Annotated in this window: 26 protein-coding genes; 10 read left to right on the top strand and 16 right to left on the bottom strand. The window is 72.8% G+C overall.

Annotated elements, in window-relative coordinates; all coding sequences use genetic code 11:
• Positions 1-364: 364 nt before the first annotated feature.
• Both GRQ65_RS23620 and GRQ65_RS20840 read right to left on the bottom strand, forming a co-directional pair.
• Positions 365-499: a hypothetical protein gene (locus GRQ65_RS23620; RefSeq protein ID WP_272917790.1), complete on the bottom strand. Its 135-nt coding sequence runs from the start codon at positions 497-499 to the stop codon at positions 365-367.
• A 1-nt stretch (position 500) separates the two neighbouring features.
• Entirely contained in the window at positions 501-674 is a 174-nt protein-coding gene (locus tag GRQ65_RS20840; RefSeq protein ID WP_160879930.1) for a CsbD family protein, read from the bottom strand.
• A gap of 213 nt (positions 675-887) precedes the next feature.
• Here GRQ65_RS20840 and GRQ65_RS20835 point away from each other — a divergent pair, with 213 nt between their 5' ends.
• The 6 genes from GRQ65_RS20835 (at position 888) to GRQ65_RS20810 (ending at position 7,693) form a co-directional block, all read left to right on the top strand.
• Complete coding sequence (locus tag GRQ65_RS20835) at positions 888-1,508, top strand: hypothetical protein (protein ID WP_160879929.1); 621 nt, start codon at positions 888-890, stop codon at positions 1,506-1,508.
• Between the two features lie 46 nt (positions 1,509-1,554).
• The gene (locus GRQ65_RS20830; protein WP_160879928.1) at positions 1,555-2,373 is read left to right on the top strand and encodes a TetR/AcrR family transcriptional regulator C-terminal domain-containing protein; all 819 of its coding nucleotides are present in this window, start codon (positions 1,555-1,557) and stop codon (positions 2,371-2,373) included.
• Between the two features lie 32 nt (positions 2,374-2,405).
• The gene (locus GRQ65_RS20825; protein WP_337191923.1) at positions 2,406-3,530 is read left to right on the top strand and encodes an ATP-dependent DNA ligase; all 1,125 of its coding nucleotides are present in this window, start codon (positions 2,406-2,408) and stop codon (positions 3,528-3,530) included.
• Between the two features lie 171 nt (positions 3,531-3,701).
• Complete coding sequence (locus GRQ65_RS20820; RefSeq protein WP_160879927.1) at positions 3,702-4,244, top strand: hypothetical protein; 543 nt, start codon at positions 3,702-3,704, stop codon at positions 4,242-4,244.
• 21 nt (positions 4,245-4,265) lie between these two features.
• Entirely contained in the window at positions 4,266-5,036 is a 771-nt protein-coding gene (locus tag GRQ65_RS20815) for a hypothetical protein (RefSeq protein WP_160879926.1), read from the top strand.
• A complete protein-coding gene (locus GRQ65_RS20810) occupies positions 5,033-7,693 on the top strand; it encodes a stealth family protein (protein ID WP_160879925.1) in 2,661 nt (886 codons plus the stop codon). The genes GRQ65_RS20815 and GRQ65_RS20810 overlap by 4 nt, the downstream gene beginning before the upstream one ends.
• Before the next feature lie 371 nt (positions 7,694-8,064).
• Here the strand turns inward: GRQ65_RS20810 and GRQ65_RS20805 are convergent, their stop codons facing one another.
• Together GRQ65_RS20805 and GRQ65_RS20800 are read right to left on the bottom strand one after the other, a co-directional pair.
• On the bottom strand, positions 8,065-8,484 hold the full coding sequence (locus GRQ65_RS20805) for a hypothetical protein (RefSeq protein WP_160879924.1): 420 nt from the start codon (positions 8,482-8,484) through the stop codon (positions 8,065-8,067).
• A gap of 38 nt (positions 8,485-8,522) precedes the next feature.
• Positions 8,523-8,666: a hypothetical protein gene (locus GRQ65_RS20800; protein ID WP_160879923.1), complete on the bottom strand. Its 144-nt coding sequence runs from the start codon at positions 8,664-8,666 to the stop codon at positions 8,523-8,525.
• Positions 8,667-9,072: 406 nt separating this feature from the next.
• On the opposite strand from GRQ65_RS20800, the gene GRQ65_RS20795 reads away from it, so the two are divergent.
• Positions 9,073-9,789, top strand: coding sequence for an ANTAR domain-containing protein (locus GRQ65_RS20795; protein WP_160879922.1), 717 nt, complete (start codon positions 9,073-9,075; stop codon positions 9,787-9,789).
• Positions 9,790-9,798: 9 nt separating this feature from the next.
• Here the strand turns inward: GRQ65_RS20795 and GRQ65_RS20790 are convergent, their stop codons facing one another.
• The 4 genes from GRQ65_RS20790 to GRQ65_RS20775 form a co-directional block, all read right to left on the bottom strand.
• Positions 9,799-10,884 (bottom strand): non-homologous end-joining DNA ligase LigD, encoded by a 1,086-nt coding sequence (locus GRQ65_RS20790; protein WP_160879921.1) that lies wholly within the window; start codon positions 10,882-10,884, stop codon positions 9,799-9,801.
• Positions 10,885-10,919: 35 nt separating this feature from the next.
• Positions 10,920-11,234: a hypothetical protein gene (locus GRQ65_RS20785; RefSeq protein ID WP_160879920.1), complete on the bottom strand. Its 315-nt coding sequence runs from the start codon at positions 11,232-11,234 to the stop codon at positions 10,920-10,922.
• Between the two features lie 24 nt (positions 11,235-11,258).
• On the bottom strand, positions 11,259-12,482 hold the full coding sequence (locus tag GRQ65_RS20780) for a fatty acid desaturase family protein (protein ID WP_160879919.1): 1,224 nt from the start codon (positions 12,480-12,482) through the stop codon (positions 11,259-11,261).
• 72 nt (positions 12,483-12,554) lie between these two features.
• Positions 12,555-13,628, bottom strand: a complete 1,074-nt coding sequence (locus GRQ65_RS20775; RefSeq protein WP_160879918.1) for a 2Fe-2S iron-sulfur cluster-binding protein — start codon at positions 13,626-13,628, stop codon at positions 12,555-12,557.
• Between the two features lie 66 nt (positions 13,629-13,694).
• Here GRQ65_RS20775 and msrB point away from each other — a divergent pair, with 66 nt between their 5' ends.
• A complete protein-coding gene (gene msrB / locus GRQ65_RS20770; protein WP_160879917.1) occupies positions 13,695-14,108 on the top strand; it encodes a peptide-methionine (R)-S-oxide reductase MsrB in 414 nt (137 codons plus the stop codon).
• Between the two features lie 95 nt (positions 14,109-14,203).
• Here the strand turns inward: msrB and GRQ65_RS20765 are convergent, their stop codons facing one another.
• Genes GRQ65_RS20765 through GRQ65_RS20750 form a run of 4 tightly spaced genes read right to left on the bottom strand, consistent with a single transcriptional unit; the run spans position 14,204 to position 17,444 of the window.
• Entirely contained in the window at positions 14,204-14,866 is a 663-nt protein-coding gene (locus GRQ65_RS20765) for a hypothetical protein (protein ID WP_160879916.1), read from the bottom strand.
• 2 nt (positions 14,867-14,868) lie between these two features.
• On the bottom strand, positions 14,869-15,528 hold the full coding sequence (locus GRQ65_RS20760; protein ID WP_160879915.1) for an HAD family hydrolase: 660 nt from the start codon (positions 15,526-15,528) through the stop codon (positions 14,869-14,871).
• A gap of 10 nt (positions 15,529-15,538) precedes the next feature.
• On the bottom strand, positions 15,539-16,249 hold the full coding sequence (gene hemQ / locus GRQ65_RS20755; protein ID WP_160879914.1) for a hydrogen peroxide-dependent heme synthase: 711 nt from the start codon (positions 16,247-16,249) through the stop codon (positions 15,539-15,541).
• Positions 16,250-16,292: 43 nt separating this feature from the next.
• On the bottom strand, positions 16,293-17,444 hold the full coding sequence (locus tag GRQ65_RS20750; protein ID WP_160879913.1) for a helix-turn-helix transcriptional regulator: 1,152 nt from the start codon (positions 17,442-17,444) through the stop codon (positions 16,293-16,295).
• 139 nt (positions 17,445-17,583) lie between these two features.
• Between GRQ65_RS20750 and GRQ65_RS20745 the strand changes: the two genes are divergently transcribed.
• Positions 17,584-19,299 carry an FAD-binding oxidoreductase gene (locus tag GRQ65_RS20745; protein WP_337191922.1) on the top strand — a complete coding sequence of 572 codons (1,716 nt, stop codon included), beginning with the start codon at positions 17,584-17,586 and terminating at the stop codon, positions 19,297-19,299.
• A gap of 122 nt (positions 19,300-19,421) precedes the next feature.
• On the opposite strand, the gene GRQ65_RS20740 is transcribed toward GRQ65_RS20745, so the two are convergent.
• Entirely contained in the window at positions 19,422-20,042 is a 621-nt protein-coding gene (locus tag GRQ65_RS20740; RefSeq protein WP_160879911.1) for a Fe-Mn family superoxide dismutase, read from the bottom strand.
• A 90-nt stretch (positions 20,043-20,132) separates the two neighbouring features.
• On the opposite strand from GRQ65_RS20740, the gene GRQ65_RS20735 reads away from it, so the two are divergent.
• Positions 20,133-20,738, top strand: a complete 606-nt coding sequence (locus tag GRQ65_RS20735) for a methyltransferase domain-containing protein (RefSeq protein ID WP_160879910.1) — start codon at positions 20,133-20,135, stop codon at positions 20,736-20,738.
• Here GRQ65_RS20735 and GRQ65_RS20730 read toward each other — a convergent pair.
• The 3 genes from GRQ65_RS20730 to GRQ65_RS20720 are packed head-to-tail and all read right to left on the bottom strand — an operon-like array spanning position 20,717 to position 23,282.
• Positions 20,717-22,057: a hypothetical protein gene (locus tag GRQ65_RS20730; RefSeq protein WP_337191921.1), complete on the bottom strand. Its 1,341-nt coding sequence runs from the start codon at positions 22,055-22,057 to the stop codon at positions 20,717-20,719. The two genes, GRQ65_RS20735 and GRQ65_RS20730, sit on opposite strands and share 22 nt — an antisense overlap.
• Positions 22,054-22,542, bottom strand: a complete 489-nt coding sequence (locus GRQ65_RS20725) for a hypothetical protein (protein WP_160879909.1) — start codon at positions 22,540-22,542, stop codon at positions 22,054-22,056. Before GRQ65_RS20725 ends, GRQ65_RS20730 begins: the two co-directional genes overlap by 4 nt.
• A gap of 38 nt (positions 22,543-22,580) precedes the next feature.
• A complete protein-coding gene (locus tag GRQ65_RS20720; RefSeq protein ID WP_160879908.1) occupies positions 22,581-23,282 on the bottom strand; it encodes a hypothetical protein in 702 nt (233 codons plus the stop codon).
• Between the last annotated feature and the right edge of the window lie 14 nt (positions 23,283-23,296).

The following is a 23,296-nucleotide window of genomic DNA, read 5'->3' as shown; positions in this document are numbered from 1 at the left end:
GCCTCGCGGGGCGGCACCCACAGGCCCGGCAGACCAACCGGGGACAGGTGCCCAAGGTCAGGGCCCGCCGAGCGGGGCGGCATACCGAGCCCGGACTCACTCCGCGGTGGTTGAGGAGGTCGCGCTGGCGACCGTCTCGAAACCACCCGACGAGACAGTGGTTTCGAGACAGGACTTCGTCCTTCCTCAACCACCGGGAACGAACCGGACCTCGTCGACCACCGGGAACGACCGGACCTCGTCGACCACCGGGAACGACCGGACTTCGTCCTGCCTCGACCAGCGGAGGACAGCCAGGCCTCAGGACGCGACACGACCCCGGCTCCCCCCAGGAGCCGGGGCCGTGCGGCGGCGTCCGTCGCGATCAGCGACGCGCGGGCTGGCCGTGGCTGCGTTCGTTGCCGAGCTTCTTCTTGGCGAACTTCACGCCGAAGATCGACAGCAGCTTCCAGACCAGCCAGCCGAGCAGCGCGAAGATGTTGCGCTTGGGCTTGGCCACGTCAGCTCTTGAAGGCGTCCTTGACGCCCTCGCCCGCCTTCTTGGTCTCGGCCGCGGCCTGGTCCTTCTTGCCCTCGGCCTCGAGCTTCTCGTTGTTGGTCGCGTCGCCGACGGCCTCCTTGACCTTGCCGGCGGCGTCCTGAGCGGCGTTCTTGGCCTTGTCAGCGAGTCCCATCGTCTTCTCCTTCTTAGAGGTGAGGTGAATCAGGTGACAGTTGTGCTCCCACCGTGTCCGGTGACGCGGTGTGACGGGTACCGCTCCGGTGATGGTTCGGGTTTGAACCTTCTGGAGAACGGCAACTTACAACGTAAGGCTGGTACCCACCGGCTCGCAGGAACTCACCTGCACCGTTCTTCAACGGAACCGTTCTCGAAGGAGAGTTCGACCATGACCCAGACAGAGCCCCAGCGCCCCGCCCACGTGGACACCACCCACGGCACCGCGCCGGTCGACCGCGCGAGCGTCGTTGCCCGTCAGAAGGAGGCCTTCGGCGGCGTCAAGATCGGCTCCGCCTTCTTCGGTTGGCTGACCGCGATGGGCATGGTCGTCGTGCTCACCGCCCTCGTCGCCGCGGCGGGCGCCGGCGTCGGCATCGTCTCGAGCGCACAGGACGTCGTCGACGCGACCGGCGCCAACGCCAACGACATCGGCTGGGCCGGCGCGATCGCCGTCCTCGTCGTCGTGTTCCTCGCCTACTACAGCGGTGGCTACGTCGCCGGCCGCATGGCGCGCTTCAACGGCGCCAAGCAGGGCCTCGCGGTCTTCGGCTGGGCCGTCGTCATCGCGATCGTCGTCGCCATCCTGTCGGCCGTCGCCGGCGCGCAGTACGACGTGCTCGACCAGCTGAACAACTTCCCCCGCATCCCCTCCGAGCTGAGCGGTCTGACCCTGCAGGCCGGCGTCACCCTCATCGGTGTCGTCGCCGCCGCCCTGGTCGGTGCGATCCTCGGTGGCCTCGCCGGGATGAACTTCCACCGCCGCGTGGACAAGGCCGGCCTCGGCCGCTGACGTCCCACCGTCAGACGAAGCAACCGGGGTCCGTAGGGTCAGCGACATGGCAGACCCTACGGACCCCGCTGCCACTCCCCCGGACGACGCCGAGCAGGACGACGCCGAACAGGACGACGTGAACGAGCGCACGGACGACCCGCAGGTCCCGGACGTCGACGCCGAGCTCGTCGCCGGCCGGTCCAAGCCCTCGCAGCGCGTGCCCCTCGACCGTGAGCGCATCGTCCGCGAGGCCCTCGCGTTCCTCGAGGAGGTCGGCCCCGGCGGGCTGACGATGCGTCGGCTCGGGCAACGCCTCGGCGTCGAGGCCATGTCGCTCTACCGCTACGTCCCCGGCAAGGAGGACCTCCTCGACGCTGTCGTCGAGGCCCTCGTCGGCGGGATCTACGCCGACCCCGACGTCCTGGACTCGCCCCGCAACGGCTGGCAGGACTTCCTCCAGCGCCTCGCCCACGGCGTACGCCGCGTAGCTCTGTCGCACGTCAAGGCGTTCCCCCTCGTCGCCTCGCGTCCACCGGAGGCTCCGTGGCTCCGACCGCCGCTGCGCAGCCTCGACTGGGTGGAGATCTTCCTCTCCGGTCTGAAGGAGGAGGGGTTCAGCGACGCGGCCGCCGTGGCGGCGTACCGCTCGTTCACCTCCTTCCTGCTCGGCAGCCTGCTGCTCGAGGTCGCGAGCCACGGCGCCGACATCGGCCCGCTCGACGTCATGGACGACGGATCCGACGAGGACCCCCGCCTGCTCGAGCACCCCACGGTCCGCTCGCTGCGCTCCGACCTCGCCGAGGACCACGCGGCCGAGGAGTTCGAGGAGTCGCTCGAGAGCCTCCTCGAGCGGATCTCGACGATGAAGCTCGAGCTGGCCTGACGCTGTCGGCGCACTCTCCTAGGGTCGGACCCGTGGACCTCCCCGTGATGCCGCCCGTGCGCCCGATGCTGGCCAAGTCGGTCAAGGGCGTGCCCGATCCGGCGAAGCACGCCGGCGGTCTGCTCTTCGAGCCCAAGTGGGACGGCTTCCGCTGCATCGTGTTCCGCGACGGCGACGAGGTCGAGCTGACCAGCCGCAACACCAAGCCGCTCACGCGCTACTTCCCCGAGCTGGTCGAGGCGGTCAAGCGGCAGCTGCCGCGGCGGTGCGTGCTCGACGGCGAGATCTTCGTCGCGATCGGCGAGCGCTTGGAGTTCGAGGTGCTGCAGGAGCGGATCCACCCCGCCAAGAGCCGCATCGACATGCTCGCGGACAAGACGCCCGCCGGCATCGTCCTCTTCGACCTGCTGGCCCTCGACGACACCTCCTACGTCGACCGACCGCTGCGCGAGCGGCGGGCCGCGCTCGAGGAGGCGCTGGGCGGGCTGGACGAGGGCGGCGGCCCGATCCACCTCACCCGCGTCACGCAGGACCCCGCCGAGGCCGAGCGGTGGTTCGAGGCCTTCGAAGGCGCCGGGCTCGACGGCGTCGTGGCCAAGCCGCTCGACGCGGCGTACACCCAGAACGGCCGCACGATGCTCAAGATCAAGCACGCCCGCACCGCCGACGTGGTCGTCGCGGGCTACCGCGAGCACAAGGCCTCCACCCCGGAGCGCCCGCTGCTCGGCAGCCTGCTCCTCGGCCTCTACCGCGACGGCGAGCTGCACCACGTGGGCGTCGCGGCCAGCTTCACCGAGGCCCGCCGGGCCGAGCTGATCGAGGAGCTGCAGGCGCTGGTGTGCCCGATCCAGGAGCACCCGTGGGGGAAGTGGTCGGAGTTCCTCGTCGCCAACCCCGACCGGGTGCCTGGCACGCAGAGCCGGTGGAGCCAGGGCAAGGACCTCTCCTTCACCCCGCTGCGCCCCGAGCGCGTCGTCGAGGTCGGCTACGAGCACATGGAGGGCCACCGCTTCCGCCACACCGCCCAGTTCAAGCGGTGGCGGCCCGACCGCGACCCGGACTCGTGCGGCTACGACCAGCTCGAGGAGGTCGTGTCCTACGACCTCGCCGAGGTGCTCGGCGGTGGGAGCGACGGCCCCACGACGGACGGCGACTAGGGCGTGTCTCCTAAGTCTGCGTGGGAGCAGGCGTGGGGTCGCGCGGAGCTGGCAAGGCGGAGGAGCCCGCCGTGGCGGCGCCACGGCGGGCGACGACAACGCAGTCCAGGTCCGATGCGACGCCGCGCGGGCGACTACGAGGACTTGGGAGACACGCCCTAGTCTCGGGACGTGGCTGACACCGACTACGACGTCGTCCTCCTCGTCGAGCAGGCGCTCACCGACGCCGACGCCCGCCAGGTCCGGTCGCTGCACGAGGGGCTCGACGAGCCCGTGACCTACCACGTGCTGCTCCCGGTCGAGGACGCCGCGGCGCGGATCCAGGCGACGATGGGCACCTTCGCCGGCCACGAGGCCACGCCCGGGACGGCCGTCCCGATGCCGCCGGCCGATCTCGACGAGATCGCCGAGGAGACCCGGGCCCAGGCCGACACCGCCCTCGAGGCCACGCTCGCCGCGCTCACCCGCGCCGGCGCCACCGCGCGTGGCCAGGTCGTCGCCGGCCACCCGGTCGACGCGCTCGAGGCGAAGGTGAAGGAAGTCGACGGCCGGGAGGCGATCATCCTGACCTCGCCGCACGTGGTCGCAGAGTTCTTCCACCTCGACTGGGCCTCGCAGGCGCGCCGCCGCACCGGGGTGCCGGTGCTGCACCTGCTCGAGCACGAGACGTTCGACGAGCAGTCCGGCGGCGGCGAGGGCGCCTCGCTGATCTGAGCGAGGCCCGTGAGACTGCCCGTGAGACTGCTCCGAGGCCCGCGGCGCCGTGACGGCGACCCCGTGGCGACGTACGCCGCCGTGCTCGACGGCGCCCACCTGTGGCTCGAGGTCGACGGCGCCTCCGGCCCGCTCTCGCTGCGCGCCGTCGGCGTGCGCGAGAGCGTCGAGCTCGGCGAGGGGCCGCACGACCTGACCGGTCTGGTCGCCGACGCCTACGACGTGGTCGTCGGGCGGACCCGCATCGGCGTGGCCGCCGACCTCCAGCGGCCGCTCACCCGCAGCCCCCTCGCCCCGGACGGCGTGAGCCGATGGGAGCCGCAGGACGACGGCGGCCGGCTGCGCCTGGTCCGCACCCGGCTCGTGCCCACCGCCGTCCTCGACGACGTCGAGCTGAGGGGCGAGCGCATCCACCTGCGACTGCGCCCACCCGGTCCACCCGAGACCGGGACGCACCTGCTCCTGCTCGACCAGGACGACACGGTCCTCGCAACGCTCGCCGTGACGGCGCACCACGACGCCGACGGCAGCGGACGGGTGGAGGCGCTGGTCGGTGTCGACGACCTGCCGCCCGGCTGGTTCGGCATGCTGCGCGTCGCGCTGGGCGGCTCCGGCGACGACGCCGTCCGCGTGCGCCGCCGCGACGACGACCTCCGCGACGCCAACCACGCCGTCCTGCTGCCCGAGCTCCACGACGACGGCCGGCTGCGCGCCCGCCTGCGGTGGAACCCCGAGGGTCTGCTCGCCCTGCGGTCCCTCGACCCGACGCTGACGCCGGAGGAGCAGGCGTGAGGATCACCTTCCTGGTGCAGTCGGCGCACAAGCTCGGCGGCACCGAGCGCTCGGCGATCACGCAGGCCAACGCCCTCGCCGCCTCCGGTCACGACGCCCGGTTGCTCAGCGTGGTCAAGGCCGCCGCCGAGCCGGCGTTCGACATCGACCCCCGCGTCACCGTCGAGCACCTCGTCGACCTGACCGGAGAGCTGTCCCCGAGCGACCGCGCGCTGCACGAGCGCGCGTCCGTGCTGGTCCCGCCGCGGTGGGACAAGCAGTTCTCGGCGCTGACCGACGTCGCTCTCGAGCGCGGCCTGCGGGCCGTGCAGACCGACGTGCTCGTGACGGTGACGCCGGCACTGCTGGCGTGTGCGGTGCAGCTCTCGCCCGACCCGGTGGTCGTCGTGCACCAGGAGCACCGCTCGAGCTCGCAGCGCACCTCGGGCATGGAGCCGCTGCTCGTGCACGCCCCGCGCGCCGACGTGGTCAGCCTGCTCACCCCGAGCATCGCCGACTGGCTGCGCGGCGAGCTCGGAGCCCTCGCGCCCGAGATCGTCGTCGTGCCCAACCCGCTCCCCCAGGGCCCCACCCCGCGTTCACTGCTCGACAGCCGCACGATCGTCACCGCCGGCCGGCTCGTGATGGAGAAGCAGTTCACCAAGCTCGTCGAGGCGTTCGGCGAGGTCGCCGATCAGCTGCCCGGCTGGCGCCTGCGCATCCTCGGCCAGGGCCACCAGCGCCCCCACCTCGTCCGCGAGACCCGCAAGCGCGGACTGTGGGACCGCGTCGAGCTCCCCGGCAGCACCACCGACATGCCGAGCGAGTGGGCGCGGGCCAGCATCTGCGCGTTGACCTCGCGGGCCGAGGGCTTCCCGCTAGGGCTGCAGGAGGCGATGGCCGCAGGGGTGCCGTGCGTCAGCTTCGACTGCGCGTCCGGGCCGCGCGAGATCATCCACCACGAGGTCGACGGCCTCCTCGTCGCGCCCGAGTCGATCGCCGGCATGGCGGCCGCGCTGCTCCGGCTCGGCTCTGACGACGCGCTCCGCCGCCGGCTCGGCGCCGGCGCCCTCGCCACCTCGCGCCAGTGGGACGCCGACACGATCGCCCAGGACTGGGTCGCGATCTTCGAGCGGGCCCTGGCTGCGCGCGGTGGTCGCCCCCGCCTCGCCGCCCGGGCCGCCGCCGCCTCGGCGCCCATCCCTGTCCTGCCGTCGTACGACGCCACGGGGGTGACGCCCGCCGAGGCCCGTCGGGCCGCGCTCGACCTCGCCACCAGCACGGCGCGACGTGTGAGCGACACCTGGCTGGTGGTGCCGCCGCACGGGGGCGACGTGACGACCGTGGTGCTGCCGATGGCGGCGCGCACGGCGTTCCTCGAGCAGCTGGCCGGGGCCGACGTGCCGTCGTACCTCTCCCTGCGCGACCCGGCGGCCCACGGCTGGCACGAGCGGCGCGGGCCGGTCGCCGAGCTCGCGACCGACCTGCAGCGCGGCCGCACCCCGGTGCTCGCGCTGGAGCCGTGGCCCCGGACCCCGGACGGCAACGCGTCGCTGCTCGGTCAGGGCTGCACGGTCGAGGTGGAGTTCTGGGAGGAGTCGGTGGCCGGCGACCTGGTCGCGCCACGGCGCACCCGGTGGAGCCAGCGGCTGCCCCGGGGTGCGGCCACGGTGACGACCACCGTCCACGGCCTCGACGTGCCGACCCTGCCGCTCCTGGCGGCCCCCACCGTCGGCGAGGTGACCTTCCCCGTCGACGCGGTCGTCACCTGGGTCGACGGCGAGGACCCGGCGTGGGACGCCGCCCGTCGCGACCGGCTCGCCGAGGTGACCGGCACGGCCGTGCGGCGCGAGTCGAGCGGGCGGGCGCGCTTCGTCAGCCGTGACGAGCTGCGCCACTGCCTGCGCAGCATCCACCTCTTCGCGCCCTGGGTGCGACGCATCCACCTGGTCACCGCCGGCCAGGTGCCGGCCTGGCTCGACGTCGAGCACCCGCAGGTGCGCGTCGTCGACCACCGCGAGATCCTCCCGGCCGACGCGCTGCCGACGTTCAACTCCCATGCCATCGAGACGGCGCTGCACCGCGTGCCCGACCTGGCCGAGCACTTCGTCTACCTCAACGACGACTTCCTGCTCGGGCGGCCGCTCGGCCCCGAGCGCTTCTTCAGCGCCGCCGGCCTCACCCAGGTCTGGGTCGCCCCCGGCACCGTCGGGCTCGACGACGACCCCGACGCCCCGCCCTACCGGCAGGCCGCCCGCACCAACCGCCGCCTGCTCGCCGAGGCGTTCGGTGCCGTCGTCACGCACGACCTCGCCCACGCGCCGTACGCTCACCGCCGCTCGGTGCTCGAGGAGATCGAGCAGCGCTTCGCCGACGACGTGCAGCGCACCGCCCGCTCGCCGTTCCGCTCCGAGACCGACGTGTCGATGCTGAGCTCGCTGGCCCAGCACTACGGCCTGCTCACCGGCACGGCCTACGTCGCCGACGCCGAGCGCGCCTACGTCAACATCAGCAACAGCGACCTCGAGTGGCAGCTGCGCAAGGTGCTCCAGCGCGAGCAGGACTTCGTCTGCCTAGCCGACCACCACGACCACGCCCTCGGGGCGGAGCGGCTCGACCGCACGCTCACGGCGTTCATGGGCGAGTACGTCCCCGTCCCGGCGCCCTGGGAGCACTAGGGCCGTCAGGGCGCTAGACCGGACCGGACCAGGCGTCAGGGTGATGTGGACATTCTGTTACCCAACGCTGGAGTCGACGTGGACCGCTCCCGAGAGGCATCTGCCTATGGTTGACGTGTCAACGACAGCCGGTCACCAGATCGGGGTCGGAGACCCGGTGACAGTCAGCAGCGCACTCTGGGGGGAGCGCGGGAGGACCGATCCGGAGCGTGGACTGCACCGTGGCGACGTCGGGGGACGTCGTCGCTGTGGGACTCGTCGGGGGACGGGTCGGACTTCGCGCAGAAGGGCCCAGCCCAGGGGTGCACGTGGGGATGTCCCGGGGCGGGGCCCTTTCGCGCGTCCCGGGATCCCAGGCGCGCGCAGCGCGCTCAGCGCGCCAGCTCGCGACGCTGCCACCAGGCCATGACCGTGAGCACGCCCGCCGTCACGGCCGAGATGGTGGCCGCCGTCAGCGTCGCGGCGTACGTCGCGAAGACGAGGGCCAGCAGCAGGTAGACCACCGTCAGCCCGAGGAAGTACGACGCGGCCGACTGCCACTGCCGACGCGCGTGCTCGCGCGAGAGCAGCCGCACCTCGGCGGCCGTGCGCCCCGCGGCGATCGCGTGCAGGCCGGGGACCCCTCGCCACAGGCGCCACGCGAGCCGGGCCAGCACCATGCCGCCGCCGGCGCAGACGTAGCCGGCGAGCACCAGACCGGTCGCGGTCTCGGCACTCAGCAGACCGACCAGGCCGGCGAGCAGGAAGGCGATCGCGACGAAGGCGACCAGACCTGCGAGGGGCTTCTTCACGCCCCCATCATGACGTCAGCCAGACGTCAGCCGAGACATCAGCCGAGGGGCGGCTGATCGGTGCGGGCCGGCTGCTCGACCGCGATCTCGACCGGCTCGGGGCCGTGGATGCGACCCACGACGTAGACGACCACCGCCATCAGCACCAGTGCGATGAACACGAACCCGAACACCTCAGCCACTCCCCTCGCTCGCCCTCGCTCCCTGTGCCACTACCCCGCGCCGGAGGGGCTCAACCGCCGGGACGACCCGGGACGGAGAGGGACAGACAGAAGGGCCCTCGCGCGGGGGGTTGCGGGAGGGCCCTTCTGGAACTGCACGGCCCACCGTGTCGGGGGGAACACCTGGTGCGCCGGACGGCTCCCATCGTAAGAAGCCGACACCGCAGAGACTAGCCCGTGCCACCGTCAGGAAAACCTGGTCAAGACCAGTCGGAGCCGCGACTTGACGACTGTCCAGGCCCGCGTCCGGCCGCTGCCCTCTGGCGCGACGCGCGCCCGGGCTCACCTGAGGGGGTTGCCCCGAAGGGGTGAGACGTGCCTTGCTGGAGTCGTGGCCTCCCCTACGTCCTCACGTGACGCCCCCACAGTGACCGAGCTCGTCGCGGAAGCCGCTCGGCGCCTGCAGGCGGCGCCGGACGCCGAGTCGACGATGCGGACGGCCGTCGAGCTCGCCCAGCGCGACATCGAGGGCGTCGACGCCGCCGCGCTCTCGGTCATCCGGGCCCGTCGCCGGATCGAGACCCCCGCCGCGACCTCCCGGGCCGCGCGCTCCTGCGACGAGCTGCAGTACGACCTGGGCGAGGGTCCGTGCCTCGACGCGGTCTGGGAGGCCGAGGTCGTCGACGTCCCGGACCTCTCCGACGAGCCGCGGTGGCCGCGGTGGGCACCGCGCGTCGTCGACGAGGCGGGGTTCCGCAGCATGACCTGCTACCGGCTCTTCCTCGCCGACCAGACGGTCGGCGCGCTCAACCTCTACTCCCGCGCACCCGACGGCTTCAGCGCGGTCGAGCGCGACCACGGCATCGCGATCGCCGCTCACATCGCGGTCGCCGTCCGCGACGCCCAGCAGATCGACCAGCTGCAGGCCGCCCTCGACAGCCGCACCGTCATCGGGCAGGCCACCGGCATCATCATGGAGCGCTCCGACCTCGACGCCTTCCAGGCCTTCGTCGTGCTCACCAACGTCGCCTCCGACCTCGACCGCAAGGTGCGATCGGTCGCCGAGGAGTTCGTCGTCACCCGCCGCCTGCCCGGCACCCCCGAGGGCGTCGGCCGACCACCGCGGGCGCCGTACGACGGCTGACGGTCGAGCTCAGCCCTCGACGCGGTTGCCCTCGTCGTCCCAGTGCTCGTGCACCTTCTTGCTCGGCTGCACCCGCGGCGGCTCGCCCGGCATCTTGGGGTAGTCGGGCGGGAACGGCATCTCGCCGCCCGGCAGCTCGTCGTACAACGCCAGCAGCGGCTCGATCGAGTGCGCGACGTCGTCGATGCCGCTCCACGCGTCGGGACGGTCGGCGAGCAGCTCGGGCACGGTGAAGAGGTTGAGCGTGCGCGGGTCGGTGGTCTCGGCCAGCTCGTCCCAGGTCAGCGGGGTCGAGACGGGTGCGCCCGCGATCGGGCGCAGGGAGTACGCCGAGGCGATGGTGCGGTCGCGGCAGTTCTGGTTGAAGTCGACGAAGATCCGGGCGCCGCGCTCCTCCTTCCACCAGTCCACCGTCACGCCGCTGTCGCGCCGGGCGAGCTCGCGGCCGAAGCCGATCGCGGCGTGGCGCACGTCGAGGAACTCCCAGCGCGGCTCGATGCGGGCGAAGACGTGGACGCCGCGATTGCCCGAGGTCTTGCAGTACGCCGTGATGCCCCGCTCGGCGAACAGCTCGCGGGCGACGGCCGCGACACGCACCGCGTCGCGGAAGTCGGTGCCCGGCTGCGGGTCGAGGTCGATGCGGAGCTCGTCGGGCCGGTCGACGTCGGCGCGGCGCACGGGCCACGGGTGGAAGGTCAGCGTGCCCATGTGCGCGCACCACACCGGCACGGCGATCTCGGTCGGGCAGATCTCCTCGGCGGTGCGGCCCGAGGGGAAGGTGATCTCGACGGCCTCGAGGTAGTCGGGCGCACCCTTGGGCACGCGCTTCTGGTAGAACGCGTCGGCGTCCTTGTCGGCGCGGCCGGTGGCCAGCTTCATGCCCGGGCGGACCCCGGAGGTCCACCGCTCGAGTGCGGTGGGACGCTCCCGCAGCGCGCGCATCAGACCGTCCTCGACGGACGCGAAGTACTCCGCGACCATCGCCTTGGTCACCTCGGACGTCGTGTCCGTCGCCTCGTAGATCACCCGGTCGGGGCTCGAGACCCGGACCGCGCGCTCGCCCGCCTGGACCTCGACCGCCGTCGCCTTCGCCACGCGGCCACGGTATCCGCGGGCGCCGACGCGAGGCGTCAGTCGACGAGCGAGTTGGGCTCGAAGCGCGGCTCGGGGTCGGGGTCGTCGCGGTCGGGCCGCACGAACTCGAAGCCGGAGGTGGTGACCAGTCGCCACTCGGGGTCGGCGCCCGGCGTGCGCCGCAGCTCCTCGGCGCAGCCGACGTGCATCGGCGGCAGGTGGAAGGCGTTGCGGTCGACCTCGCGGCCCGTCCCCAGGAAGGCGACGGGCCGCTCGAGCGACATCGCACAGCACCCGCACACCCGGCTCAGCGCGCACTGGGTCACCCAGCGACGCTCGCGGATGCGGGATGCCTGCGACAGGTCGGCCACGATCACGAGGCTCTCACAGCCGGCTCACGAGGCCTTCCGCTCCTGCGACGTCCCCCGTGACCAGGCGCCGAGCTGGCGGATCCGGTCAGGTCGCTCGGAGTCGGAACGCCGGCGCCGCTTCTGCGGCGGGGTCGGCGGCTCGGGCTTGTCGCTGTTCGTCCACGAGTTCGGCACCGACAGCTTGATGATCGTGCGCAGCGCCTGGCCGTACTGCTTGTGGAGCGGACCGATGGTGTACGGGATGTCGTACTTCTCGCACAGCGCCTTCACCTTGACCGAGATCTCGCCGTAGCGGTTGCTCGGCAGGTCCGGGAACAGGTGGTGCTCGATCTGGTAGCCGAGGTTGCCGGACATGATGTGCATCAGCGGCCCGCCCTCGAAGTTGGCCGCGCCGAGGATCTGGCGCAGGTACCACTCCGCGCGGGTCTCGTCCTCGATCTCCTCCTCGGTGAAGTGCATAGCCCCGTCCGGGAAGTGCCCGCAGAAGATGATCACGTAGGACCACAGGTTGCGCGTGAGGTTGGCGCCGACGTTGGCCGCCATCACGGTGCGCCACTGCGGCCCGGCGAGCGCCGGGTAGACGACGTAGTCCTTGAGGATCTGGTTGCGGCCCTTGCGGAAGATCTGCTTGAGCTGGCGCTTCATCTCCTTCGGGTCCTTCTCGCCCTTGCGGATCCGCTCGATGTCGAGGTCGTGGAGGGCGACGCCCCACTGGAACAGCGTGGCGAGCATGGCGTTGTAGACCGGCTGGCCGAGGTTGACCGGGGACCACCGCTGCTCGCGGGCCATGCGGAGGATGCCGTAGCCGATGTCGTTGTCGTAGCCGAGGACGTTGGTGAACTGGTGGTGCACGTAGTTGTGGCTGTGCTTCCACTGCTCGGCCGGCTGCGCGGTGTCCCACTCCCAGTTCGAGGAGTGGATCTCGGGGTCGTTCATCCAGTCCCACTGACCGTGCATCACGTTGTGCCCGATCTCCATGTTCTCCAGGATCTTGTGGAGAGCGAGGAGCGTGGCGCCCGTGACCGCGGCGGGCACGCGGGTGCGCTTGTCGTGGACGCCGACCAGCAGCGTGAGCCGCCCGGCGATGGCGAGGTAGCGCTGGATGCGGATCAGGCGGTTGATGTACGCCGCGTCCTTCGGCCCGCGGGAGTCCTCCACCTCCTTGCGGATCGCGTCGAGCTCGCGCCCGAGCTGCTCGATCTCCTCGTCGGTGAGGTGCATGTACTCCTGGACGTCACTGATGGCCATGCCGTGCCCTTCCCCGTGCTCTCCCGTGGATGATGCCTGTGTGGTGGTGCTCGGTGTGGTGTGACCGGTACCTCAGATGTCGAGCGTGCAGTCGCCCACCGCGGTGGTGACGCAGGTCTGCACCTGCTCGTTGGCCTGGTCGAACTCGTCGCCGTTGCGCAGGTCTCGGACCCGGCCCTTGACCAGGGTCACGGTGCAGGTGTGGCAGATGCCCATCCGGCAGCCGTACGGCATGCCGACCCCGGCCTCCTCCCCCGCCTCGAGGATCGTGGTCGCGCCGTCGAGCTCGACCTTCTTGCCGGAGTTCTGGAAGGTGATCGTGCCGCCCTCGCCGCCGTCGCCGCCGAGCTCGAGCGAGAACCGCTCGAGGTGCAGCCGCTCCTCGAGCCCCGCCTGCTCGAAGTGCTCGGTGATCGCGTCGAGCATCGGCGCCGGACCGCAGGCGTAGGTCTCGCGCTCGCGCCAGTCGGGGCAGAGCCGGTCGAGGTCGCTCAGCTCGAGCATGCCGTCGGTGTCGGTGAACTGCTTGTGGACCTTCAGGGTCTCGTGCGCCTGCTCGAGCCGCTCGATCTCCTCGCGGAAGATCATCCGGTCCTCGGTGGGCGATGAGTAGTGCAGCACCACGTCGGGCACGGTGCCGCGCCGGTCGAGGGTGCGCAGCATCGCCATCACCGGCGTCACCCCGCTGCCGCCGACGAGGAACAGCATCTTCGCCGGGGGCGGCTCCGGCAGCACGAAGTCGCCCTCGGGCGAGGCGAGCCGCACGATGGTGCCGGGGGTCAGCCCGTTGACGAGGTGGTCGGAGACGAACCCCTCCGGCATCGCCCGCACGGTGATCGCGATGTGGCGACCCGAGCGCTTCGGGGGCGAGCTCACGGAGTAGGAGCGCCACACGAACTTGCCGTCGACCTGGATCCCGATGCCGACGTACTGCCCGGCCCTGTGGTCGTGGCGCCAGCCCCACCCCGGTCGGATCACCAGCGTCGCGGCGTCCTCGGTCTCGGGGACGACCTTCTCGATGCGCCCGCGCAGCTCGCGGGTGGTCCACAGCGGGTTGACGAGGCGCAGGTAGTCGTCCGGCAGCAGCGGCGTCGTGAGCTTGGAGCCTGCACGCCGGACCCGCTCCCACGGAATGGTGTTCGCCACATCGTCAGTGAACAGTCGTTGTCTGAGCAGCGTCAACACCCTTGGCGCCAGTTCTAGGCTGGGATCATGTCCTACCCCGTGGAGAAGACCGACGCCGAGTGGCGCGAGCAGCTCTCACCCGACGAGTACGCCGTGCTGCGCCAGGCCGGCACCGAGCGGGCGTTCACCGGCAAGTACACCGACACCGAGACCAAGGGCGTCTACTCCTGCAAGGCCTGCGGGACCGCGCTCTTCGAGTCCGACACGAAGTTCCACTCCGGTTGCGGCTGGCCGAGCTTCTACCAACCGATGACCGACACGATCGAGTACATCGAGGACAACACCCTCGGCATGAAGCGCGTCGAGGTGCGCTGCGCCCACTGCGGCTCGCACCTCGGCCACGTCTTCCCCGACGGCTACGGCACCCCCACCGGCGACCGCTACTGCATCAACTCGATCAGCCTCACCCTCCAGCCCGCCGACGCCGCCGACCCCTCCTGAGCCCGATCGCCCCAGCTGTAACGCGGAGTTGGCGGTGCCTCTGACCCGTAGCAACGGGTCGGGACCACCGCCAACTCCGCGTTACAAGGGGCGGGTCAGGCGGGGAGCAGGGCGCTGGTGACGACGACGACGCCGGGGCCGTACGTCGCGTCGGCCCAGTCCTGGACCGAGCCGTCGTCGTAGGCGACGTCGAGGTGCACCTGGCCGTCCAGGACGGTCACACCCATCGCGTCGGGTACGGCGGTCTGGAGGGCGGCCACGACCTCGTCGGCGCCCTGAATGACGCTGACCGTGGCCTCGGATCCCGGCTCGGACGGCACCGGTGCGGCGTCGTAGAGCGCGGCCGGCACGGCGTCGTCGACGGTGAGCGCGGAGCCGTCCCAGGTGCCGGTGAGCGCGTAGCTCCCCCACCGGATCGAGCCCTGGGTCTCGTGCATCCCCTGGCCGCTGGTGGACCAGTCCCAGCCCTCGACGGCCGGACCGGAGCACTGCGGCGGGAAGGACATCGCGATCGGGCCGAGGCAGACCTCCGGGCCCTCGCCCTCGTCGATCACGGTGACGAGTCCGGCGGTGCGCACGGTGCCGGTCGGGGACGGCGGAGCGGCCGGCGGAGCGGACGGCGAGGACGACAGGCTCGGCTCAGTGGCGAGACCGGTGTCGACCGCGTCGGTCTCGGACCCGCATCCCGAGACGGCGAGGACGAGCAGGGCGGCGGTGGCGGCGAGGAGCGGCTTCACGCCGCTGGGACGCACCGGCACGCTCAGCGGTTCCCGCGCTCCAGGAGGACGTCGAGCGCGGCGTCGACGTCGTCGACGACCACGTCGGGCTCGCCGGCGTAGTCGAAGCTCAGCCAGTCCTCGCGCGGGCGCACCCAGATGGCGCGGGCCCCGACGCCGTGGGCGCCCTGCACGTCGGCGTCGAGGTTGTCGCCGACCATCCAGGCGCCCTCGAGCGAGGCGTCGGCGCGCTCGGCGGCGGTGCGGAAGACCTGCGGGTCGGGCTTGTGGACACCGACCTCGCCGGAGATGACCACCGCGTCGACCAGGTCGGCGAGACCGGTGGCCTCGACCTTGACCGACTGGGTCTCGACGGGGCCGTTGGTCACGACCGCGACCCGCCACCCGGCGGCGCGCAGCGCCTCGAGCCGGGAGCGGACACCCGGGGTGAGGCGGTAGGCCCCGTCGGTCCCGTCGCGGAAGTCGTCGAGCGAGAACGCCGTGCCGACGTGCTCGCTCGCCCGCGCGACGAACTCCTCGCGCGGGCGGTGACCGCCGCCGTCGGCCTCGACCAGCGCCTCGACCAGCGCGGCGGCCCGTTGCTCGTCGTGGCCCTGCTCGGCGACGTACGACGTCAGCCAGGAGCGCACGAGCGGCGCCCGCTGGACGAGGGTGTCGTCCAGGTCGATCATCACGAGTGGCATCAGGCGCGCGTCACGGCAGCGTGTCCACCAGGGTCGCGACCGGCGTCAGCGCGCCGGTGTAGAACGGGATCTCCTCGCGCACGTGGCGACGGGCGCCCGAGGAGCGCAGGTGCCGCATCAGGTCGACGATGCGGTAGAGCTCGTCGGCCTCGAAGGCGAGCAGCCACTCGTAGTCGCCGAGGGCGAAGCTCGCGACCGTGTTGGCCCGCACGTCCTTGTAGTCGCGCGCCATCTGGCCGTGCTCGGAGAGCAGCGCGCGGCGCTCCTCGTCCTCGAGGAGGTACCACTCGTAGGAGCGGACGAAGGGGTAGACGCAGACGTGGGCCTTGGCGTCCTCGTCCGCGAGGAACGCCGGCACGTGGCTGCGGTTGAACTCCGCCGGGCGGTGCAGCGCCATCTGGCTCCAGACCGGCTCGAACCGGCGGCCGAACGCCGTGCGGCGGAAGCGGTGGTAGGCCGACTGCAGCGCCTCGGAGGTGGCGGCGTGCCACCACACCATGACGTCGGCGTCGGCGCGCAGGCCGGCGACGTCGTAGACCCCGCGGACGACGACGTCCTCCTCGGCCAGCGCGGCGAACAGCTTCTCGACCTCGGCGCCCTCGGCGGCCCGGTCGGCGTCCTCGCCGAGCACGTCGGCGAGCCGGAAGACCGACCACATCGTGTAGCGGATCGAGTCGTTGATCTCGCGGATCCGGGAGGCGTTCGTCTGGCCCTCGCTCATGGCTCCATCGTGCCACCCGGACCGAGGCGGGCGGGCCGCGCCCTCAGCTCGCCGCGAACCACCCCGACGGCCCGAGGTCGGAGCCCATCCGCGGGACGTACTGGTCGAAGAACACCCGGGCGATCAGCTCGCGGCGGCTGCGCACGTCGGCCTTGTCGAAGACCGACTTGAGGTGGTCCTGCACGGTGTAGGCCGACAGGTGCAGCGTCGCCGCGATCTCCTTGGTGTCGACGCCCTGCAGCACCAGCTGGGTGACGTCGCGCTCGCGCGGGGTGAGGTCGAACGCCGCCACGACGAGCGAGACGATCTCGGGCGGCCGCGCCTCCTCGATCGTCACGACCACCTCGCCCTGCCGGCCGGTGCCGCCTGCGAGCGCCGAGGCGTGCAGCACGAGCCAGACGCCGTCCACCGTCCGCACCCGGGCCTGCGGCACCGCGTCGGCGTCGCCGCGCGCGAGGCGGCGCGAGGCGCCCACGAGCGAGCTGATCGTGCCGAGCGGGTCGCCGTGGTGCACGGCTGCGCCGAGCGCGGCGAGCCGGGCCTGCGCCGCCGGGGTGCTCTGCACGAGCGCACCCGCGGCGTCGACGACCAGCACGGCGGGACCGCCGACACCGCAGACCCCGTCAGCCGCCGCCGGGTCGGGACGGTCGACGAGTCGGGTGAGCAGCCCGGCGCGCACGCCCCGGCCGAAGGACTCGCTGAGCGCCGCGAGGAACGCGACGTCGGCCTCGCCGAAGGCGCCGTCGTCGGTGCCGCGGAAGAGCGCGAGCGCGCCCCAGAGACGGTCCTGGTCGCGGAACAGCAGCCGCGCCTCGTCGCCGAACCCGAAGCCCGGCACCATCATCTGGCTCATCCGCGCCGAGCGCTCGACGTCGCCCCCGGTCTCGAGGCTCATGCCCACCGCGGAGACCCCGCGCCCGGCGAGCTCGGGGAACGCCGTCTGCTCGGCGGAGTCGTACTCCAGCGCGCCGAGCTGGCGGTCGCGGTCGTTGCGGCCGACCAGGGCGCCGTACTTGCGCGAGCTGGTGAGCATGTGGGTCGCCGGGTCGTGCGTGGCGACGCAGGCCGCGACCCACGGGACCGCACGGCGCAGCGAGTCGACGGCCTCGGACAGGAAGCACTCGAGGTCGAGCCCCGCCCGCGAGAGCACGTCGAGGTCTCCGCGCACCCGCTCGGCGGTCAGGGCTGTGGTCATGCTCGTCAGTCTGCGAGCGCGGGCGTCCCGGGCGCCATCCCACATCTGTGGGGGGTCGGCGCTCCCAGAAGGGCCAGGTCGCAGGGACCCGCGTCCACGGGATGGTGGGACACGGCCCGGCGGCCACAGGCTCCTCGACGTGACCACCACGACCCTCGAGACCGCCTCGCTCGACGAGCGAGGACGCCTCCTCCACGCCGGCGACGTGACCGCGCAGCTCGCGCTGGCCGTCACCCGGCTGGAGGCCGCCCTGGCCGCCCGGGGACACCTCCCGGCGGCCCTGACCGGGCTCACCGTGCACACCACCCGGCGCGCCGCGCTGCTCGACGTCCTCGACGTCCTCACCGAGCGCCTGTCCACCACCGGGGCCGCGCCCCACCTCGACGTCCGCGAGGTCGCCCGGCTGACCCACCCGGGTCAGCTGCTCGCCCTCACGGCCACCCTCACCCCAGGAGAAGACATGACCACGTTCCAGACCGTCCACAGCACGTCCGCCGAAGCCGCGACCCTCGCCCTGCGCACGGCGGCCCCCGGCTGCGTCGTGCTGCCCGGCGAGCCGGCGTACGACGCCGCGCGGCTGCCGTGGAACGTCGCGGTCGACCAGCGGCCCGCCGCGGTCGCCTCGCCGACGACCGTCAACGAGGTGCAGGCGGTCGTCCGCGCCGCCGCCGGCCTCGGGCTGCGGGTCGCCCCGCAGAGCACCGGACACGGCGCCGGCCCGCTCGCCGGGCGGCTCGCGTCGTCGGTGCTGCTGCGCCTGGATCGGCTCACCGGGGTCGAGGTCGACGCGGAGCGCCAGGTCGCGCGGGTCGTCGGCGGCACGCTGTGGAGTGACGTCGTCGAGGCCGCCGCGGCGCACGGTCTGACGGCCCTGCACGGCAGCGCGCCGGACGTCGCCGTGGCGGGCTACGCGCTGAGCGGGGGGCTGTCGTTCTACGCCCGCCAGCACGGCCTGGCCAGCAGCAGTGTCGTCGCCGTCGAGCTCGTCGACGCCCGTGGCGAGCTGGTGCGAGCCAGTGCCGACGAGCACGCGGAGCTGTTCTGGGCGGTGCGCGGTGGCGGCGGTGCCTTCGGTGTCGTCGTCGCGCTGGAGATCGCCCTCCTGCCGGTCGCCGACGTGGTGGCCGGGATGATGCTGTGGCCGCTCGAGCGGGCGCCCGAGGTCGTGCGCGGCTGGCTGGCCTGGACCCGCGAGGTGCCGGAGTCGGTCACGTCGTCCCTGCGGCTGATGAGCTTCCCCCCGCTGCCGCAGCTGCCGCCGTTCCTGAGCGGCCGCCGGCTGGTCGTCGTCGACGGTGCCGTCCTCGAGTCCGACGAGCGGGCCGCGGAGCTGCTCGCCCCACTGCGCGAGCTGGCGCCGGAGATGGACACCTTCGTGCGGATCCCGAGCGCCGGGCTGCTGGCCGTGCACATGGACCCGCCCGGGCCGACGCCCGCGGTCTCGGCCCACGCCGTGCTGGGCGAGCTCGACGACGCCGCGGTCGAGGCCCTGCTGGCCGAGGCCGGTCCGGGCACGACGACGTCACTGATGTTCGCCGAGCTGCGCCAGCTCGGCGGTGCCGTGGCGCGACCGGCCGCCGGAGGCGGAGCGACGAGCCACCTGCCGGGCGAGTACGCGATGTTCTGCGTCGCGGTCGCGCCCGTCCCCGAGGCGGCGGCCGCCGGGCTCGCCGACGCCCGCGCCACCGTCGCGGCGATGACGCCCTGGCACGCCGGACGCCGGGTGCTGACCTTCACCGAGGAGGCGGTGGACACCTCGACGGCGTTCGACGCGGCGACCTGGGACCGGCTGCGGGCCGTCAGGGCCGACGTCGACCCCGCCGGCGTCTTCCAGGCCAACCACGACCTGCTCTGAGCGGCGAGCCGGTCAGGCGATCATGCGTGGACGACCCCGGGCTGCTCATCTGCAGAGCGAATGCCACGACGCAACCCGGTCCGAGCACGGCAGCGGGGCCGTCCACGCACGTCTGGGGGGCCTCAGACGATGAGCCCCGGGGTCTGGGCCGTGGCGCGCTCGAAGCGCTGCTGCACGTCGGCCCAGTTGACGACGTTCCACCACTGGTCGACGAAGGTGGCCTTGTCGTTCCTGTAGTCCAAGTAGTAGGCGTGCTCCCACATGTCGAGCATGAGCAGGGGCGTCATGCAGACCGGGAAGTTGGCCTGCTGGTCGAAGAACTGCACCACGAACGGCCGCTGGGCGATCGAGTCCCACGCGAGCACCGACCAGCCGGAACCCTGGATGGCCAGCGCGTTGGCGCTGAAGTGGGCCCGGAACCTGTCGAAGCCGCCGAAGTGCTCGTCGATCGCCGCGGCGACCTCTCCGGTCGGCTTGTCGCCGCCGTCCGGCGACATGTTGGGCCAGAACACCGAGTGGTTGACGTGCCCGCCGAGGTGGAAGGCGAGGTTCTTCTCGAGGGCGTTGATCGAGCCGTAGGACTCCTGGTCACGCGCCTCGGCCAGCTGCTCGACAGCCGTGTTGACGCCCTTGACGTAGGTCGCGTGGTGCTTGTCGTGGTGCAGCTCCATGATCGTGCCGGAGATGTAGGGCTCGAGCGCGGCGTAGTCGTAGGGCAGGTCGGGCAGCACGTAGTCGGGCACGGGTTCCTCCACGGGGTCTTGTTGCAACTTACTTGCAACAACAGATGGTCCGCAACAGTGGTACCCAGGCCACTGGCCTACGCTCGCCCCGTGTCGACGCCGGCCTCGTGGGACGCTCTCGCGGCCCGCTACGACGAGGCCGACGACCACGGCCTCGGCGATCCCGCGGTGCGGGCGGCGTGGCGCGAGCTGCTGACCGGACTGCTCCCACCCGCACCGGCGCGGGTCGCGGACCTCGGCTGCGGCACCGGAACCCTGACGCTGCTGCTCGCCGAGGCCGGTCACCGCGTGGACGGGGTCGACTTCTCCCCCGCGATGGTGCGCCGGGCGCGAGCCAAGCTGGCCGGGCGCACGGGAGTCACCGTCGAGCGCGGCGACGCGGCCGACCCGCCGCTCGTGCCGTCGTACGACGTGGTGCTGTGCCGCCACGTGCTGTGGGCGCTCCCCGACCCGGCCGCCGCCCTGAGGCGCTGGGTGGGGCTGCTGGCGCCGACCGGTCGGCTCGTCCTCGTCGAGGGCGACTGGCACACCGGCGCCGGGCTGAGGGCGAGCGAGACCGTTGCGCTCGTCGAGCGGGCCGGCTGCACCGCCGAGCTCCACCCGCTCAGCGAGCGGGCGGAGCTGTGGGGTGGACCGGTGCCCGACGAGCGCTATGCCGTGGTGGGTCGGCCGGCTCAGCTGCCGAAGAGCAGGTAGAGCCCGCCGAAGGTGTAGAGCACCATCGCGCCGAGCAGCGGCAGCTGCCCGGTGACCTGGTGGGCCTTCGGCAGCAGCCGCAGCGACATGTCGTGCGCGGCGACCACGCCGAGCACGTGGCCGACGACGATGGCGAGCACCTTGACGGTGGCCAAGAAGCTCGGGTGCGTCGAGAGCCAGTAGTCGACCTGCCAGTCGGCCGTGCCGAACAGGTTCGACCCGTCGACGAGGGGGTCGCTGAGCTGGATGAGCGTCAGCTGGCCGACCTCGACGAAGTAGGTCAGGTAGTGCGCGACCATGTAGCCGACCACGATCGGCACCACCGAGTGCGCCAGCCGCGCGGGCAGCTCGTGGCTCGGCACCCGCCGCTCGTCGACCGACGTGCCACGGGTCGCGAGGGTGAAGGTCGCCCCGACGACCAGCACCGTGAGCAGCAGCGCCCCGGTGCCGAGCCACGACTGCGGCACCGACGCCTCCTGCACGAACCGCACCCACCAGGGCGCCTCGCGGAAGGAGTCGAACGCCGTGCTGCCGAGCAGCACCGCGACCGTCGCGACCAGACCGGGAGCCGGCTCGAGGCGGGCGAGGTTGCGCAGCGGGCTGCGCACCACCAGCCGGCCGTCGTCGTCGCGTCCCCACACCGACAGCCGTGCGGCGAGGTCGGACCACGCCTCGAACGGGTCGGCCCGCGAGAGCCAGCGGTCGCCGTAGACCGCGGCCCCGACGACCGTCACGAGGAAGTAGAGCGCGAACCACAGCTGCAGGGGGCCGAGGTAGGTCGCGTTGGGGTAGACGAGCTCGAGCCACACGAACGCGAACAGCGTGACCGCCGCCGGCCACCAGCCCAGCCACGCCGGCAGCTCACGGATGCCGGTCGCCGGGTCCCCACCCGAGAGCCGGGCGATGACGAGGTGGATCGTGCGGGCCGGGCTGACCGCGCGGTAGAAGCGGCCGAACAGCAGCGACGTCGGCACGATGCCGACCCAGAGCCAGACGTAGACCACCCCGAAGGTCGGGTTGGGCAGGATGTCGGGCCCGGCGATGGAGGCCCACGCGACGAACGCGAACAGGGCGAAGCCGAGCACGCGCAGCACGAGGGCGAACGCCGCCCCGTCGACCACGGCGGCGAGCCCCGCCGGCACGGTCCGGGCCCGCTCGGTGGCGAAGCGCGGGGTGCGCCACGCCAGCAGCAGGACGACGAACGACAGCGTCAGCGCGGCCGTGCCGCCCGCGATGGCGAGCGAGGCCGGGATCGGGAGGTCGGAGCCCCCGCCCAGGCCGTGGGCCTGGATCACCGCGCTGTCGACACGGCCGGTCACGGCTGGACTTCGAGCAGCGCGACGACCGCGCCGGTCTCGTGCTCCTCGATCTCGACCGAGCCCGGGACGTCGATCGTCAGCTCGGCGGTCGTCGTGCCCTCGCCGAACTCGACGTACTGCTCGGGCTTGGCGTGCACGTGCAGCTCACCCGCGCGGTCGGAGGTGAACTCGATGGTGAGCGGCTCGCCGGCCTGGACGGTGAGCTCCTGGGCGTTGGGGGTGACGTCGTCTCCCTGGACCGTCACCACGAGGTCGGCGGCGGGCTGGGCGGGCTCGGTCTCGGTGGGGGTCTCCGTCGGCGTCCCGGTGGGTGTCTCGGTGGGGGTCTCGCTGGGTGTCTCGGTCGGGGTCTCGCTCGCTGCGGTCGGCGTGGCGGAGGCGGTCGTCTGGTCGGCGGTCGCGGTGTCGTCGCTGCCGCAGCCGGCGAGGGCGAGCGTCGCGGCGAGGGCGAGGGTGGGCAGGCTCGTACGTCGGATGGTGCGCATGGTGGTGCTCCTGAGGTCTGTCGGGTGTGGTCGGCGGGTCAGGCGAGGACCCGCGGCGGACCACGCCGCGCCAGCGCACCGAGCAGGGGTGGCGGCAGGGGCCGGGCCAGGCGCGTGAGCGCGGAGGCCGGCAGCAGAGAGCGAGACGGTGCCGCGACCGGCACCGCGAGCCGGACGAGCGCGAGCACGCCGACGGCCAGCAGGCAGACGAGCACCCACAGCGCCGACTCCCCGACGGCGAGCCACGCGGCGACCGCGGAGGCGGCGACGAGGTGGGCCAGCGCCATGAGGGCGTGCGGACCGCTGATGTCGTCGACCACGTGCTGAACCCAGTGCGGGGGGCCGGCCGCGAGCCGTTCGGTGCCCGCGCCGGTGGTGAGGTCGTAGAGCGAGCCCCGCCGCGGTCCGTCGTACGACGGCACGAGGGTCGCCGGCGACACGGGGCGCGCGACGGGGTGGGGGCCGTGCCCGGCGAGCGCGGTCAGCACGAGGTGCACAGCGAACTGCCCGCCCGCGACGAGCGCGACGAGCCCGGGCAGCCGGGCGGGGGCGCCGAGGGCGGCAGCCCCGACCCCGCAGGCGGCCAGGAGCGTGGCGACGAGCCAGCCGGGGCCGGGCAGCAGCCCGCCCGCGGCGACGTGGGCGAGGAGCCCGAGCGTCCAGGCCACCGAGCCCGTCACCGCACCGCGCAGGGCGCGGACGACCGCGTCTGCGCGCAGGGCGGGCAGCGGCTCGGTCACCCCTCCACTGTCCC

The sequence above is a fragment of the Nocardioides flavescens genome (assembly GCF_009823805.1).
GTDB lineage: Bacteria > Actinomycetota > Actinomycetes > Propionibacteriales > Nocardioidaceae > Nocardioides > Nocardioides flavescens.
This window is presented reverse-complemented; position numbering and strand designations above follow the sequence as displayed.

Coding starts and splice junctions, on each gene's coding strand:
- hemQ (WP_160879914.1), bottom strand. CDS start 16,249: ATGAGCGAGGGCCAGACGAACGCCTCCCGGATCCGCGAGATCAACGAC.
- GRQ65_RS20830 (WP_160879928.1), top strand. CDS start 1,555: ATGGCAGACCCTACGGACCCCGCTGCCACTCCCCCGGACGACGCCGAG.
- GRQ65_RS20835 (WP_160879929.1), top strand. CDS start 888: ATGACCCAGACAGAGCCCCAGCGCCCCGCCCACGTGGACACCACCCAC.
- GRQ65_RS20750 (WP_160879913.1), bottom strand. CDS start 17,444: ATGACCACAGCCCTGACCGCCGAGCGGGTGCGCGGAGACCTCGACGTG.
- GRQ65_RS20725 (WP_160879909.1), bottom strand. CDS start 22,542: ATGCGCACCATCCGACGTACGAGCCTGCCCACCCTCGCCCTCGCCGCG.
- GRQ65_RS20840 (WP_160879930.1), bottom strand. CDS start 674: ATGGGACTCGCTGACAAGGCCAAGAACGCCGCTCAGGACGCCGCCGGC.
- msrB (WP_160879917.1), top strand. CDS start 13,695: ATGTCCTACCCCGTGGAGAAGACCGACGCCGAGTGGCGCGAGCAGCTC.
- GRQ65_RS20760 (WP_160879915.1), bottom strand. CDS start 15,528: ATGCCACTCGTGATGATCGACCTGGACGACACCCTCGTCCAGCGGGCG.
- GRQ65_RS20780 (WP_160879919.1), bottom strand. CDS start 12,482: ATGGCCATCAGTGACGTCCAGGAGTACATGCACCTCACCGACGAGGAG.